Consider the following 14,123-nt stretch of genomic DNA (forward strand, 5'->3'; position numbering starts at 1 on the left):
TGATTGATTACTGATTTTCTTGCAGGTATGAGAATTTATAGGCGGAGATTTTTTAGCAAATGTACATAGAGGCCGCTTAAGAAGCAGAGATGTTATGATTAACTGCTGTATTAATAATGGAATAGCTGGAAAAAAGGTGATAACCCATGTGTCTTTTAAATAAAAATAAACGCTTTCATTATGGTGTTCATAAATAAATGTGTTATACTAATTTTGGGTTAAATGCATATTAAGTATAACTTAATTTCAGGAGGAGCCGGAATATGAGTGTGAAAGTAGCGATTAATGGTTTTGGACGCATTGGCAGAATGGTATTTAGACGGGCGATCAGTGATGGAGGACTGGATATTGCGGCGATCAATGCCAGCTATCCCGCAGAAACACTGGCTCATTTAATTAAATATGATACAACCCATGGGAGATTTGACGGAGAAGTGATACCAGAGGACGGTTCCCTCATCGTGAACGGAAAGAAAATTCTGCTGTTAAACAGCAGGGATCCCAAGGAACTGCCATGGGGATCCCTGCGGATTGATATCGTCATAGAGGCAACTGGAAAATTCAATTCCCGGGACCGTGCGGCAGCTCATTTGGAGGCTGGCGCGGCCAAGGTGATTCTGACAGCCCCTGGAAAGGATGAGGACATTACGATCGTCATGGGAGTCAATGAGGAGCGGCTGGACATCGATAGGCACGCCATTATTTCCAATGCTTCCTGTACAACGAATTGTCTCGCTCCTGTCGTGAAAGTCCTGGATGAACAATTTGGGATTGTGAATGGATTAATGACAACTGTCCACTCCTATACCAATGACCAAAGAAATATCGATAATCCGCATAAAGACCTGCGGAGAGCAAGGGCATGCGCCCAGAGCATCATTCCGACGACAACAGGTGCTGCAAAGGCGCTTTCACTTGTTCTGCCCCATTTAAAAGGGAAACTGCATGGAATGGCATTGAGGGTGCCGACCCCGAATGTTTCTCTTGTGGATCTTGTCGCAGACATTCACCGGGATGCTTCCGTACACGAAATAAACGAAGCCTTTATCGCAGCTTCACAGGGAAATCTTGCGGGTATTCTGGACTTTACATCAGAACCCCTCGTTTCTGCAGACTTTAACACAAACCCTCATTCTGCCATCATTGACGGACTTTCGACCATGGTCATGGGCAGGAATAAAGTAAAGATTCTCGCCTGGTATGATAATGAATGGGGCTACTCCAGCCGCGTCGTCGACCTCACCAAACTAGTCGCGGCAGAAATACATGAAAAGCTGAGAGTTAAGGCTGTATAAAGGTTTAATGAAAAGTTCCTAGTTTTTTATTTAAAAGGGAGATTCGGATGTTAATATTTCGAATCTTTTTTTTATTTACCTTTTTTAGGATTAAATCGGTTGTGCATACCCTATTTTATCTTGAGGAGGTTCCTTAGGTTAGCTGTTTTCTAATCATTGGAGTGAGCCATATAATATAAAAATTTTTTTATCGCTTGTTGGTACTGCCATACAGGATTTATAAACCCTGCCTAAGTGGAGTGGAAGGCGTGTAAACTCCTGCGGGAGGCTCCCCGGGCCGCCCGCGGAAAGCGTAACGCCTGGAACGGAAATTAGGCAGCCTCATTTTAAAAAACAGGCTCTGTTAATCCTCGATAAAGGGAACTGCAAGGTAACACCCTGCCTAATGCATACATATATACTTTTTAGGGAAAACCCCATTGAGACCAATAAAGGAGGTCTGACAATTTAAATGGGAATTACCTGATAAAATAAGGCTCGAATTAAATTCGTCATTTTTTTTAAAAAAGATATATTGCAAAAAAAATATAAAATTAGTATACTATTTTTCGTGAACTTCTTATGAAGTAGTGAATAGCTACTTAAAGGGTTAGGACCTCTTCGGACTAACTTTCCCCCGTGGTGGTTATTCTTGTTTCGCAGAATTTTGGAAAACTAATCATGTTAAAGGGGGAAACTTAAACATGGAAACAATGGGTCGTCATGTTATTTCTGAGCTTTGGGGTTGTGACTTTGAAAAATTGAACAATATGGAACAGATTGAACAAATTTTCGTTGATGCAGCACTTAAATCTGGTGCTGAGGTTCGCGAGGTTGCCTTCCACAAGTTTGCTCCACAGGGAGTAAGCGGCGTGGTGATTATATCTGAATCACATTTGACTATACACAGCTTTCCAGAACATGGGTATGCCAGCATTGACGTATATACATGTGGTGAATTAGATCCTAACATCGCTGCTGATTATATTGCTGAAGCGCTTGGTGCTCAAACTCGTGAGAATATTGAACTTCCTCGTGGCATGGGTCCGGTGCAGGTGGGGCAATCAAAAGTCAAGGCGCTGTAATACTTACAAACTGAAAACAAACAAGAGGTGTAGTCATACATCTCTTTTTTTATGGAAAAAAAGAATAAGCCTGTACCATTCCTAAAGTTTTGCATTTGAACACGTTTTAAAAATTAGGTAAACTAAAGAAAAAGGTACGGGGGTAACCAATGGGATTGCTAACACGATATAATAAAGTCTGTGAAACCAGTGATAAACAAAGGATGCCGGAATTAAGAACTCATTATTATAAAGCTTCTTCAAACAAAACGTTTTCTGCTGTGGAGGATATGCTGAATTCTATGCAGTCCTGCCGGATAATCAATGTTTCAAAGGAGCATGGTGAAATATCGGCTGAAATCCAATCCTCGCCACAAGCATTCTTGGTTGCTACGATCGTTTCCGTTCAGCCAAATGAAACCGCAGTTGATTTAATTATTTCCTCTGAAAAAATATCTCTCACAGGGATTTTTCCGTCACTGAAAAGGATTGCTGTATCCGTTTATGAACGATTGGATCAGATCCTGCCTTTTGTTTCTTCAGGAAGGAATTAGGATGGCGCCTGAAATAAAATAACGATGATGTTCTAAGATTTTTTAATGGAGCTGATAGTATGAAATGCCCCACCTGCCAATATAACGGCACACGCGTTCTGGACTCCAGGCCAGTGGATGAAGGACGTTCCATCAGGAGAAGAAGAGAATGCGAAAAATGTAATGCCCGGTTTACTACATTTGAAAAGGTAGAGGAAATTCCTTTGATTGTAGTGAAGAAAGAGGGTACCAGAGAAGAATTCAGTCCTGACAAAATATTGCGCGGCTTGATTAAGGCCTGTGAAAAAAGGCCGGTCTCTTTAAAACAGCTGGAGGATATTACCCGTGATGTGGAAAAGGAGCTTCGCAGCCAGGGAGTATCGGAGATTAAAAGCGAGGATATCGGCGAGATGGTCATGGACAGGCTAGCACAGGTTGATGAGGTAGCCTATGTCCGTTTTGCGTCTGTGTACCGGCAGTTCAAAGATATAAATGTTTTTATTGATGAGCTGAGGGAACTTATAAAAAAGGAAAAGTAATACAGCCTAAAGGTTAGCATCTTTTTTGAGCTAAAGTGATTTTTAGCTCTTTTTATTTGAGGCGGCAGATCAGAAGCACAGATTTTTTTAGTTTGATTCGAAAGGTTTGAATAGTATGCACAAGCACTGGCAGGAAATATTGCCCGTTGACAGATATCAGGTAAGCGCAAATGGACTTTTACATTCTTATGATAAACGAGTGCTGGCTTTACTGTATCAGCCTTTGATCGGCCCTGTTTGTTTAAGCCTTTATTTAACGCTGTGGAGTGAAATCGAGGATAAACGATTATGGTCGCAGTCCTCTTCCCATCACGCTCTAATGTCGGCCATGGCAGTGAACCTAAAGGAAATCTATGAAGCAAGGATTAAATTAGAAGGAATCGGCTTGATGAAGGTGTGGAGGAAAAAAGAAGGTGAGGAAAACTCATTTATCTATGAATTGATGCCTCCATTATCTCCTGACCAATTTTTTACCGATGGAATGCTTAATATATACTTATATAAAAAAGTCGGGAAGCTCCAATATTCAAAACTGAAAGCCACATTCAGCGACCAGAGGATTCCGCATCAGGAGTATGAAAATGTAACAAAGTCGTTCCAGGAAATCTTCGTTTCCAGCCATGCGGAATCCTTATACCTATCGGAGGAAGCAGAGGATGATATTGGGCAGCAGGATGACACGAGATTCATAAGCCGTCCTGAGCCAGAGCCGATAAAGGGCTTTGAGGATTATTTTGATTTTGAACTGCTGCTTTCAGGTTTGAAGGATTCCTTCATCCCTAAAAAGGCGTTCACTTCCAGAGTCAGGGAAACGGTGGCCAAGCTTTCATTTTTGTATGGAATTGATACGCTGCATATGAAGAATCTGCTTCTGGATGCCATCGACCCAAGTGATGAAATTGACTTGGATGAGCTTAGAAAAGGAGCAAGGGACTGGTATCAGATCGAATATCATGAACAGCTTCCTTCCCTCAGCAGCAAGGTTCAGCCGCCGCAGCTCCAGACACAGCTGTCAGAGCCTAAAACGCCTGAAGAAGAGTATATCCGGTATCTGGAAACCGTTTCTCCCCGTCAGCGCCTGATTGATTTATCCGGAGGTGCGGAGCCTTCAAAATCCGATTTGCAGATTGTGGAGGACATCCTTCTGAACCAGAAACTGACACCTGGTGTGGTGAATGTTTTGATTGATTATGTCATGATAAAGACCGATATGAAATTATCCAGGTCCTATGTTGAAAAAATAGCTGGCCACTGGGCCCGCAAGGATGTTAAAACCGTCAGGGATGCCATGGAGCTGGCAAAAAGTGAGCACAGACAGTACCAATCGTGGGCGAGCGAAAAAAAGACCAAGAAAAGTACGGGGAAAAAGCCGATCCGGACCGAGATTGTGCCTGACTGGCTGAAGAACGAAGATATGAACGAAAACCAGAAGGAACAGCCTGACGGTGAATTAGAGGAAAGAAAACGAAAACTGGAAGAACGTCTTAAGAAATTCCAGGGTCGGGGGTGAATGCTGCTTTGGAACGCATAAATGAAACACTCGGAAAGCTCGCTAACCGGGGACAGCTCAATGAAAGATATAAAAAGCTTGAGGAAGAAACCATGAAAAACCCGGATATTATCCATTTTTTAAATGAAAATTCCTCACGGATCACGGAAGATATGATCAAGAGGAGCATGGGCAAGCTCTATGAATATACAACCCAGAGCAAGGAATGCAGCGGATGTCCATCTCTTGAAAAATGTGTGAATATGATGGAGGGCTACCATCCCCATTTAGTGCTTAAGGGCAATTATATCGATCTCAATTATGACCGCTGTCCAAGAAAAGTGTTAACCGATGAAAAGAGAAAGCGGGAAGATCTGATCCAAAGCCTGTATGTTCCAAAGGATATCCTTTCCGCCTCGCTTTCAGAATTTGACTTTAATTCTGGGGAGAGAATGGATGCCTTTGAAAAAGCGATGGAAACCGTGGAAAAAATCACGGCCGGAAAAAAAGCGAAGGGACTCTATCTCTTTGGTAAATTCGGTGTGGGGAAAACCTATTTGCTGGGAGCTATCGCCAATGAACTGGCGAAAGAACGAATTTCCTCGCTTTTGGTCTATGTGCCTGATTTTATGAGAGAAATAAAGAACGCTATCTCGGACAATACCTTGTCTGAAAAAGTTGATCTTGTCAAAAAGGCCCCTGTCCTTATGCTGGATGATATGGGAGCGGAAACCATGTCCAGCTGGGGAAGGGATGAAGTGCTCGGGCCTGTGCTTCAATTCAGGATGCTCGAGGATCTTCCTACCTTCTTTACATCCAATTTTGATTTCGCTTCGCTCAAGAATCATTTGACCGTTTCGCAGCGGGGAGAAATTGAAGAAGTAAAGGCAGCGAGAATCATGGAACGCATTAAATATCTTGCCGATCCTGTGCTGCTTGATGGAATCAATAGGAGAAGCTGATTTTTATTACCCGCCGGACATTGGCGGGTTTTTTTGCGGCCTCTTGAATCTTTTTGTTTGCCTGGAATGCCAATAACTTCTAAACCCTCCTCTTCTTCCATATACATAGACAAGGAAGCTGGATAAGGGGGGGTATCGTTGGTATCCATTTTTTTTGAGCATGACCGAGAAGCATGGAAAATTTATCAGCTTGTTCTTCATGGAAATAAAAGCACGGAAATAGATGAATGGATTCGTTATATTCCCGGCAAAGGGCTGGATATAGAAGAATTGGATGAAAACTTGCAGGAGCGGGTAGAACGCTTAAGCTGGGCCCTCCAGAAATTCATTACGGCCGCCAAGGTGTTTTCCTGGATCGAAGGTATCATCAGAGCGAAATTCTATTATCAGGATCAGCATGAGATTGACCAGATTGCTTATATCGCCCGCAGTATCTATGAAACAAGTGAAACGTACCAGAATAATAAAACACATACAGAGGATCGTATAATTATTGCGGAGCATCTTAGGGGTATGCTGCTAAGCGGAGTATCATTTTCATTTGATTCCTTTGCCACCTTCAGGCTGAAGGGGAGGCAGGAAGCGCTGCTCCCAGTTGTGGAGCAGGCCATTGATGAATATAAGCTTGAACAGGATTATCAAAACTTTATTCAGACGCTCAGGGAGTATATGTGCGCGCAGACGAGCAAACTGAGTGCTTTGCATCTCCTCCATGACGGCCTCCTTCATTTCTATACCGATTCTTTTAAAAAGCTTGAAAGCGGTGAGCTGTTTAAATTCATCGACAGGAAGCTGCTATCGGAAAACCCTATGTATATCGACTCCGGCACCATTGCTCCTTTAATCTCCATTGCACCGCAAAAGCTTTTCGTATATACCGATGAACTTGAGTCGGGACTGATTCAAACGATTACCAGGATCTTTGAGGAGCGCTCTGTCCTGAAATCAAAGAAGAGTTTTTTTAAAGAAAAGGCGTACTATGAGAGGTTAAGCAATAAGAATAAGGTGCTGTAACAATCGAATATCTTCCCGGTGCAAAAAATCCTAATATCCTCTTGCATTAGCTTACATAACAGCATATAATATCCTACATACTAATCATATTTATAAAAAGTAATGATAAGGACATGGGTATTCTGCTTCCATTTTCAGAGAGGGAAGGCCGGCGCTGAAATCTTCCTATTGTGAAAAGAATGCTTACCACCTTTGAACTTCAGCTGTGAAATTGACAGTAATAGCTGACGGAGAACCGCCGTTAAAAGGTCACGAGTGTCATTCCTCTATGAAGGCGGAATGAAACAAGGGTGGAACCGCGGGTTTTTAAAATGAAATAAAGCTCGTCCCTGTATGCATATACAGGGGCGGGCTTTTTGTATTTTTATTTGGCTCTTTTAAAAGACTGTTGCTTTCTAGGAGAATTTCTTTATAAACACAGGTTGATTGGGGTGGAAGGTGCGAGACTCCTGATCCAGCTCCAAGGCATTAGACCCTCGAGTCATAAGCCAATCCGTCTATGGGAAGAAAACCACTCCCCACAGCCGGCTCGTCTTATGCTTGTCGGATCTCTGCCTGCCAAGAGATTCTTCACTGTTTATATTAATATAGATGAACATTGAGCTCTTAAGATTGTTATATTTAGCAGGCACCGCTTTCCGCATTTCTAAGCGGGCTCACCGCCCGCCCCGCGGAAAGCGAGCATCCTGGAGCGGAAATCAACCTCTTTGTTCCAAAGCCGCAAAGATTGCAAAAACATCCTTTTATTAAGATGCTATATCTGTTTTGCTAAATGACCCAGCACCTCAAAACAACAAGGAGTGAAAGAAATGTCAGAAGTGATGAAAGTAACTTTCCCTGATGGAGCAGTAAAGGAGTTCCCAAAAGGAACTAGTACAGAGGACATCGCTTTTTCAATCAGCCCAGGGTTGAAAAAGAAGGCAATCGCCGGAAAGGTCGATGGGGAGCTTTATGATTTAAGACGCCCGATCGAGAAAGACGGTGCGATTGAAATTGTGACCCAGGAAAGCAAGGATGCATTGGAAATCATGCGCCATAGTACAGCCCACCTGCTTGCTCAGGCCGTAAAGCGCCTGTATAAAAATGTGAAGCTGGGAGTGGGGCCTGTCATTGAAGGCGGTTTTTACTATGACATCGATTCAGAGCAGTCATTGACACCTGAAGATCTCCCGCTGATCGAGAAAGAAATGAAAAAAATCATCAATGAGAACCTGGAAATCATCCGTGAAGAAGTGAGCCGTGATGAAGCGGTTCAAATGTTCAAGGAAATTGCTGATGAGTATAAGCTTGAACTGATTGAAGCCATCCCTGCTGACGAGACGGTTACTGTTTACCGCCAGGGTGAATTCTTTGACTTGTGCCGAGGGGTGCATGTTCCTTCTACGGGTAAAATTAAGGAATTCAAGCTGCTAAGCATTGCCGGAGCTTATTGGAGAGGCAACAGCGATAATAAGATGCTTCAGCGTATATATGGAACAGCCTTCTTTAAGAAGGAAGACCTTGCTGAACACTTAAGACTGCTGGAAGAAGCAAAAGAGCGCGATCACCGCAAGCTCGGCAAAGAGCTCAGCCTGTTTACCAACTCCCAGAAAGTCGGCCAGGGGCTTCCGCTTTGGCTGCCTAAGGGAGCGACAATCCGCCGGATCGTTGAGCGCTATATTGTAGATAAAGAAGTGAGCCTTGGCTATGACCATGTGTACACTCCGATTATGGGAAGCGTCGATCTGTATAAAACATCCGGCCACTGGGACCACTACCGTGAAGATATGTTCCCTGTGATGGATATGGATAACGAGCAGCTTGTTCTTCGTCCGATGAACTGCCCGCATCATATGATGGTGTATAAGAATTCCATTCACAGCTACCGTGAGCTGCCAATCCGCATCGCAGAGCTTGGAACCATGCACCGTTACGAAATGTCCGGAGCTCTATCAGGACTTCAAAGGGTCCGTGGAATGACTCTGAATGATGCCCATATTTTCGTCCGTCCGGATCAAATCAAAGAGGAATTCAAGCGGGTAGTCAATCTTGTATTGGCCGTTTATAAAGACTTTGATATCAATGATTATTCCTTCCGCCTATCGTACCGTGATCCAGAGGATACGGAGAAGTACTACGATGATGATGATATGTGGGAAAAAGCGCAATCCATGCTGAAGGAAGCCATGGATGAGCTTGGACTCGATTATTTTGAGGCAGAAGGCGAAGCAGCTTTCTATGGCCCTAAGCTTGATGTGCAGGTACGTACAGCCCTTGGAAAAGATGAGACTCTTTCCACTGTCCAGCTTGATTTCCTTCTTCCGGAACGCTTCGATCTGACATATGTCGGGGAAGACGGCAAACAGCACCGTCCAGTTGTTATCCACCGCGGAGTGGTTTCTACGATGGAACGTTTCGTCGCATTCCTGATTGAAGAGTATAAAGGTGCATTCCCTACATGGCTTGCTCCTGTACAGGTACAGGTCATCCCGGTTTCTCCGGAAGTGCATCTTGATTATGCGAAAGAGGTCCAGGAAAAGCTGCGGGCGCAGGGGCTTCGTGTAGAGCTTGACCACCGCGACGAAAAGATCGGCTATAAGATCCGTGAAGCGCAGATGCAGAAGATTCCTTATATGCTTGTTGTAGGGGATAATGAAGCCGCAGATGGAGCTGTAAACGTCAGGAAGTATGGCGAACAAAAGTCAGAAACCATGAGCTATGACCAGTTTGAATCCATGATTGTAAATCAAGTCAGAAAATAAAATTCATAACTTAGAAGCAATGAAGAGGACAAGATCCATTCCTTCCTTTCTTTCCAGAGAACAGGGCCAAGAGCTGAGAGCCCTGAAGAAACAGGAATGGTTTACCGCCTGCCTGAGCTGCCGCGGGGAACTTAAAGTATCCGCGGCCGGTTAAAATCCGTTATCTGACCAAGAAGGCTTCTGATCAGGAGTCAGCCCTTATTACTGTATGTATCGCTTTTCACCATAACTGCAGGATGTCCGGGATGACTTTTAGAGAGACAGCCTTGAACCAGGGTGGAACCACGGCGCACACGTCCCTTTCGGAGGGATGGAGTGCGCTTTTTTTATTACCTGGAAGATTTTGAAACTGAATATCTGTAAATAGCGATGAAGAGGACAATAATTATTCCTGCCCTTCTTGACAGAGAACAAGGCCGCGGCTGAGAGCCTTGAAGACAGGGAGATTAATTTACCGCCTGCAGAGCTGCCATGGTGAACGATACTAGCTGTGGCCGGGTACACCGTTACATGTGCCAGAGGATATGGACTCTGGGGTCAGGCTGGCAGCCTTATCCCGGGGTAAAATTGAATTAGGGTGGAACCACGGCCGCGCTCGTCCCTTGCTTAGGGATGAGCGCGGCCTTTTTATATTTCGGGGGACTGACCCTTTTTCCCCGGGAAAAGGGGTCAATTCCCACAAAAAAAGGAGGAATTTGTATGAAATCAAAACATGTAAAGGAAACTGAAGTGCCGAATCACCGAAAGATTGGACAGGAATTGGAATTATTCACAACTATGGAGGAGGCGCCGGGAATGCCATTTTTCCTTCCGAAGGGGATGGCCATCAGAAATGAGCTGGAAAGCTTTTGGAAGAAGCAGCATCAAATGGCGGGCTACATGGAAATCAAGACTCCTGTCATGATGAAGCAGTCTCTATGGGAGCAGTCAGGCCATTGGGATCATTACCATGAAAATATGTATTTTTCCCGTGTCGATGAACAAAATTACGCCATTAAGCCGATGAGCTGTCCGGGAGCTGTTCTGGTTTTTAACAGCAAACGAAGAAGCTACCGTGAGCTCCCGCTCCGCTATGCCGAGCTCGGACTGGTCCACCGTCATGAATTGTCGGGATCCTTAAATGGCTTGTTAAGAGTCAGAGCTTTCACTCAGGATGATGCCCATCTCTTTGTCCGGGAAGATCAGGTGGATAGCGAGCTTAGCGCTATCCTAGATTTGATTCACTCTTTTTATTCCAAATTCGGTTTCAGCTATAAAGTGGAGCTTTCCACTCGGCCGGAAGATTATATGGGGTCCTCTGAGCAGTGGGATAAAGCGGAGGCATCCCTTGAAAATGTTCTTAAAAATAAAGGGGCGTCCTACCAGATCAATCCTGGGGATGGGGCATTTTACGGTCCGAAGATTGATTTCCATATCATGGATTCCCTTGGGAGGAGCTGGCAGTGCGGCACTGTCCAGCTCGATTTCCAAATGCCCGAAAATTTCAATTGCACGTATATAAACGAAGATAATAAAGAATCCCGTCCGGTCATGATTCATCGGGCGATATACGGCTCCATTGAACGTTTTATGGCTATCTTGATCGAGCATTATGCAGGAAACTTCCCGTTTTGGCTTGCTCCTGTCCAGGTGAAATTGATCCCCATTTCTGAAAAGCAGGCAGTTTATGCAGAGGAAGCCAAAAAAAGGCTTGAGCAAGAAGGAATCCGTGTGGAGGTGGATGCCAGAAGTGAAAAGCTCGGATTAAAAGTAAGGGAAGCCGAGCTTCAGAAGGCGGCCTTCATGGCGGTCATCGGAGACAGAGAAATAGAACAGTCTTCCCTCGCCCTCCGGAGGCACCAGGAAAAAGAACAAAACGTACTGGGGTTGGATGAGGCTGTAGAATTCTTACTAAGCTTTATCTAATCCAGCAGGTGTGACTCCCGAAGCCTTGCGGAGGACCGCCCGCCCGCCAAAATGGGTGGTATCCTGGGGGAGACATCTAACAGCATGGTTTCGGGCACCATCTTAAACGGAGTTTAAAAGATAAATTCACAGTTTTTTTGAAAAGCCCTTGCATTCGAAATGAGTATCTGATAAGATAATTTTTGTTGTGAAAATAATTTATCGGTTGACAGCAATTGTTATCCATGATATATTTTCTAAGGTGAATTGAATACGTGTTTGAGAGAAAGAAGAGGCACCCGCTTCTCACCTGGCTGACGCAATTGCAGTTTGCAGGTTCATGATGATTATTTGACTTTGTCTACTTAATTAATCAGTGTGGGTGTGCCTGAACACCCACACTTTTTTATTTGCTTTTTAGTATGCATCTGTAATCATGGTGAATGGGAAAGGCGTTAGTTGATTCTGGCTCACGCGCTGTATTCGCCTAATAAACCTTGGAGGTGGCTAATTATTAGCAAAGACATGATGGTAAACGAGGGTATCCGTTCCCGCGAGCTTCGTCTTATTGACCAAAATGGAGAGCAATTAGGCATCAAAACTAAATTTGAAGCTCTAGATATTGCTGCACGTGTTAATCTTGACGTTGTATTGGTTGCTCCAAATGCAAAGCCTCCAGTAGCCCGGATCATGGACTACGGAAAATACCGTTTTGAGCAGCAAAAGAAAGATAAAGAAGCACGCAAAAACCAAAAGATCATTAATCTTAAAGAGGTTCGCTTAAGCCCTACCATTGAGGAGCATGACTTCAATACGAAGCTTAAAAATGCCCGCAAGTTCCTTGAAAAAGGGGACAAGGTGAAGGCTTCCATCCGATTCAAAGGACGTGCGATCACTCATAAAGAAATTGGTCAACGGGTTCTGGACCGTTTTTCTGAAGCATGCAAAGACATCTCTACGATTGAAACACATCCGAAAATGGATGGCCGGAGCATGTTCATTCTATTAGCACCTAAAAACGAAAAGTAATGTAATGAGGAGGAAACCCTTATGCCAAAAATGAAAACTCACCGCGGATCTGCAAAACGTTTTAAGAAAACTGGTTCTGGTAAACTTAAACGTTCACATGCTTACACAAGCCACTTATTCGCAAACAAATCAACTAAAGCAAAGCGCAAGCTTCGCAAAGCTTCTCTAGTAAGCAAAGGCGATTTCAAACGCATTCGCCACATGATCGGATAATAATAAACATAATCGCGTGATCGATTTATATAGGAGGGAAACACATGCCACGTGTAAAAGGCGGTACTGTTACTCGTAAGCGTCGTAAAAAAGTTCTTAAATTAGCAAAAGGTTACTATGGTGCGAAGCACATTCTATTCAAAGTTGCTAACCAGCAGGTAATGAAATCTCTACAATATGCTTTCCGTGATCGTCGCCAGAAAAAACGCGACTTCCGTAAGCTTTGGATCACTCGTATCAACGCAGCAGCACGCATCAACGGTCTTTCTTACAGCCGTTTAATGCATGGCTTAAAGCTTGCTGAAATCGATGTGAACCGCAAAATGCTTGCTGAACTTGCAGTGTCTGATGCAAATGCATTCGCTGAGTTCGCAAACGCTGCTAAAAAACATCTTGAAAAATAATCAACCCCTATAATGGGATGAATAAAAGGATGCTCCCGGGCATCCTTTTTTATTTATCCGGCCCTGTATACATGGCCATCAGGACTTCCAGGCGGAAGTACTATTTCAGCTAGAAAGATGTGGTCTTTTTGAACCCAGCATCCATACTGATTGGATATCTACTATGTATCAATATCATTTCACTGCTGACTATGAGGGCGGACAAAAAAAGGGCAATTATGCATAAATACCGCATAGCAGAAAGCACCCTGTGGCTTTTAGCAGCTGCTGGGGGCTCCATAGGGGCTGTCATTGGCATGCAGATGTTCAGGCATAAAACCAAGCACGTTTCATTTGTGCTGGGATTTCCCCTCCTGGCTGCCGTCCATCTATATCTTTTGTATTTATGGATTAAATAAATGAAGATCTCTGATTCAAGTCATACATCAAATAGAATTCAGCTGGCTTAAGCAAACATGGGGGGAGCACTCTAAATGGATTATAAAAAACTATATGATATGCAAACGGGGTTGGATTCTCACATAGAATCCCAGCATGGTTTGGATAAAAAAGATTTGTTTGAGGAGAAAGTGCTGGCTCTGCTTGTGGAATTAGGAGAGCTGGCCAATGAAACAAGATGCTTTAAGTTTTGGAGTGTAAAGGAAGCTTCCCCAAGAGAGACCATCCTTGCGGAGTATGTAGACGGCATTCATTTTATCCTCTCACTGGGTATAACGGAGTCTTACACGGAGGAAACACCCCAGGTTCCTGGAAATAAAAAAGATGGCCTGACCGTCCAATTTCTAGTATGCAATGAAAGCATCCTTCATTTCAGGAAGACACGAACCAAAGATTCGTTTTTGGATATGTTCTCTGAGTACTTACAGCTTGGCAGACTTTTAGGCTTCAGCACCTCGGATATAGAAGAGGCCTATGTGAAAAAAAACGAAATCAATTATCTGCGCCAAAAGCAGGGATATTAAGTATGTAAATGGGAT

The 14,123-nt window shown here is 43.8% G+C and carries 14 protein-coding genes and 2 other annotated features; all 14 genes read left to right on the top strand.

All coding sequences use genetic code 11. From position 1 onward, the window contains the following. Positions 1-263: 263 nt before the first annotated feature. Positions 264-1,295, top strand: a complete 1,032-nt coding sequence (locus H539_RS0111845) for a glyceraldehyde-3-phosphate dehydrogenase (RefSeq protein ID WP_026693690.1) — start codon at positions 264-266, stop codon at positions 1,293-1,295. 683 nt (positions 1,296-1,978) lie between these two features. Beyond that, complete coding sequence (gene speD / locus H539_RS0111850) at positions 1,979-2,359, top strand: adenosylmethionine decarboxylase (RefSeq protein WP_026693691.1); 381 nt, start codon at positions 1,979-1,981, stop codon at positions 2,357-2,359. 149 nt (positions 2,360-2,508) lie between these two features. Continuing rightward, on the top strand, positions 2,509-2,892 hold the full coding sequence (locus tag H539_RS0111855; RefSeq protein WP_026693692.1) for a hypothetical protein: 384 nt from the start codon (positions 2,509-2,511) through the stop codon (positions 2,890-2,892). Between the two features lie 59 nt (positions 2,893-2,951). Beyond that, positions 2,952-3,410: a transcriptional regulator NrdR gene (gene nrdR, locus H539_RS0111860; RefSeq protein WP_026693693.1), complete on the top strand. Its 459-nt coding sequence runs from the start codon at positions 2,952-2,954 to the stop codon at positions 3,408-3,410. 115 nt (positions 3,411-3,525) lie between these two features. Next, positions 3,526-4,920 (top strand): replication initiation and membrane attachment family protein, encoded by a 1,395-nt coding sequence (locus H539_RS0111865; protein ID WP_026693694.1) that lies wholly within the window; start codon positions 3,526-3,528, stop codon positions 4,918-4,920. An 8-nt stretch (positions 4,921-4,928) separates the two neighbouring features. Next, on the top strand, positions 4,929-5,861 hold the full coding sequence (dnaI, locus tag H539_RS0111870) for a primosomal protein DnaI (RefSeq protein ID WP_026693695.1): 933 nt from the start codon (positions 4,929-4,931) through the stop codon (positions 5,859-5,861). A 138-nt stretch (positions 5,862-5,999) separates the two neighbouring features. Continuing rightward, a complete protein-coding gene (ytxC, locus tag H539_RS28405) occupies positions 6,000-6,875 on the top strand; it encodes a sporulation protein YtxC (protein WP_051348553.1) in 876 nt (291 codons plus the stop codon). Positions 6,876-6,968: 93 nt separating this feature from the next. Continuing rightward, positions 6,969-7,209 (top strand) — a binding site (T-box leader). Between the two features lie 475 nt (positions 7,210-7,684). Then, entirely contained in the window at positions 7,685-9,616 is a 1,932-nt protein-coding gene (gene thrS / locus H539_RS0111890; protein ID WP_026693697.1) for a threonine--tRNA ligase, read from the top strand. 699 nt (positions 9,617-10,315) lie between these two features. Then, positions 10,316-11,521: a threonine--tRNA ligase gene (gene thrS, locus H539_RS28410; protein WP_051348554.1), complete on the top strand. Its 1,206-nt coding sequence runs from the start codon at positions 10,316-10,318 to the stop codon at positions 11,519-11,521. A gap of 260 nt (positions 11,522-11,781) precedes the next feature. Next, positions 11,782-11,914: a sequence feature (ribosomal protein L20 leader region), on the top strand. A gap of 111 nt (positions 11,915-12,025) precedes the next feature. Then, a complete protein-coding gene (gene infC, locus H539_RS0111910) occupies positions 12,026-12,529 on the top strand; it encodes a translation initiation factor IF-3 (RefSeq protein WP_035322497.1) in 504 nt (167 codons plus the stop codon). A 21-nt stretch (positions 12,530-12,550) separates the two neighbouring features. Beyond that, a complete protein-coding gene (rpmI, locus tag H539_RS0111915; RefSeq protein WP_026693700.1) occupies positions 12,551-12,742 on the top strand; it encodes a 50S ribosomal protein L35 in 192 nt (63 codons plus the stop codon). A gap of 44 nt (positions 12,743-12,786) precedes the next feature. Further along, on the top strand, positions 12,787-13,146 hold the full coding sequence (gene rplT, locus H539_RS0111920; RefSeq protein WP_026693701.1) for a 50S ribosomal protein L20: 360 nt from the start codon (positions 12,787-12,789) through the stop codon (positions 13,144-13,146). A 128-nt stretch (positions 13,147-13,274) separates the two neighbouring features. Continuing rightward, positions 13,275-13,544, top strand: coding sequence for a DUF1294 domain-containing protein (locus tag H539_RS0111930; RefSeq protein ID WP_281171415.1), 270 nt, complete (start codon positions 13,275-13,277; stop codon positions 13,542-13,544). 75 nt (positions 13,545-13,619) lie between these two features. After that, positions 13,620-14,108 (top strand): dUTP diphosphatase, encoded by a 489-nt coding sequence (locus tag H539_RS0111935; RefSeq protein WP_026693703.1) that lies wholly within the window; start codon positions 13,620-13,622, stop codon positions 14,106-14,108. Positions 14,109-14,123 lie beyond the last annotated feature (15 nt).

Origin of the sequence: Peribacillus kribbensis DSM 17871 (assembly GCF_000430765.1) — a bacterium.
GTDB classification, from domain to species: Bacteria; Bacillota; Bacilli; order Bacillales; family DSM-1321; genus Paraperibacillus; species Paraperibacillus kribbensis.

Excerpts from the sequence above, each read along its gene's own strand:
- rplT (WP_026693701.1), top strand. The coding sequence starts at position 12,787 with ATGCCACGTGTAAAAGGCGGTACTGTTACTCGTAAGCGTCGTAAAAAA.
- H539_RS0111845 (WP_026693690.1), top strand. The coding sequence starts at position 264 with ATGAGTGTGAAAGTAGCGATTAATGGTTTTGGACGCATTGGCAGAATG.
- thrS (WP_026693697.1), top strand. The coding sequence starts at position 7,685 with ATGTCAGAAGTGATGAAAGTAACTTTCCCTGATGGAGCAGTAAAGGAG.
- nrdR (WP_026693693.1), top strand. The coding sequence starts at position 2,952 with ATGAAATGCCCCACCTGCCAATATAACGGCACACGCGTTCTGGACTCC.
- H539_RS0111855 (WP_026693692.1), top strand. The coding sequence starts at position 2,509 with ATGGGATTGCTAACACGATATAATAAAGTCTGTGAAACCAGTGATAAA.
- thrS (WP_051348554.1), top strand. The coding sequence starts at position 10,316 with ATGAAATCAAAACATGTAAAGGAAACTGAAGTGCCGAATCACCGAAAG.
- speD (WP_026693691.1), top strand. The coding sequence starts at position 1,979 with ATGGAAACAATGGGTCGTCATGTTATTTCTGAGCTTTGGGGTTGTGAC.
- H539_RS0111865 (WP_026693694.1), top strand. The coding sequence starts at position 3,526 with ATGCACAAGCACTGGCAGGAAATATTGCCCGTTGACAGATATCAGGTA.
- rpmI (WP_026693700.1), top strand. The coding sequence starts at position 12,551 with ATGCCAAAAATGAAAACTCACCGCGGATCTGCAAAACGTTTTAAGAAA.
- H539_RS0111935 (WP_026693703.1), top strand. The coding sequence starts at position 13,620 with ATGGATTATAAAAAACTATATGATATGCAAACGGGGTTGGATTCTCAC.
- infC (WP_035322497.1), top strand. The coding sequence starts at position 12,026 with ATGATGGTAAACGAGGGTATCCGTTCCCGCGAGCTTCGTCTTATTGAC.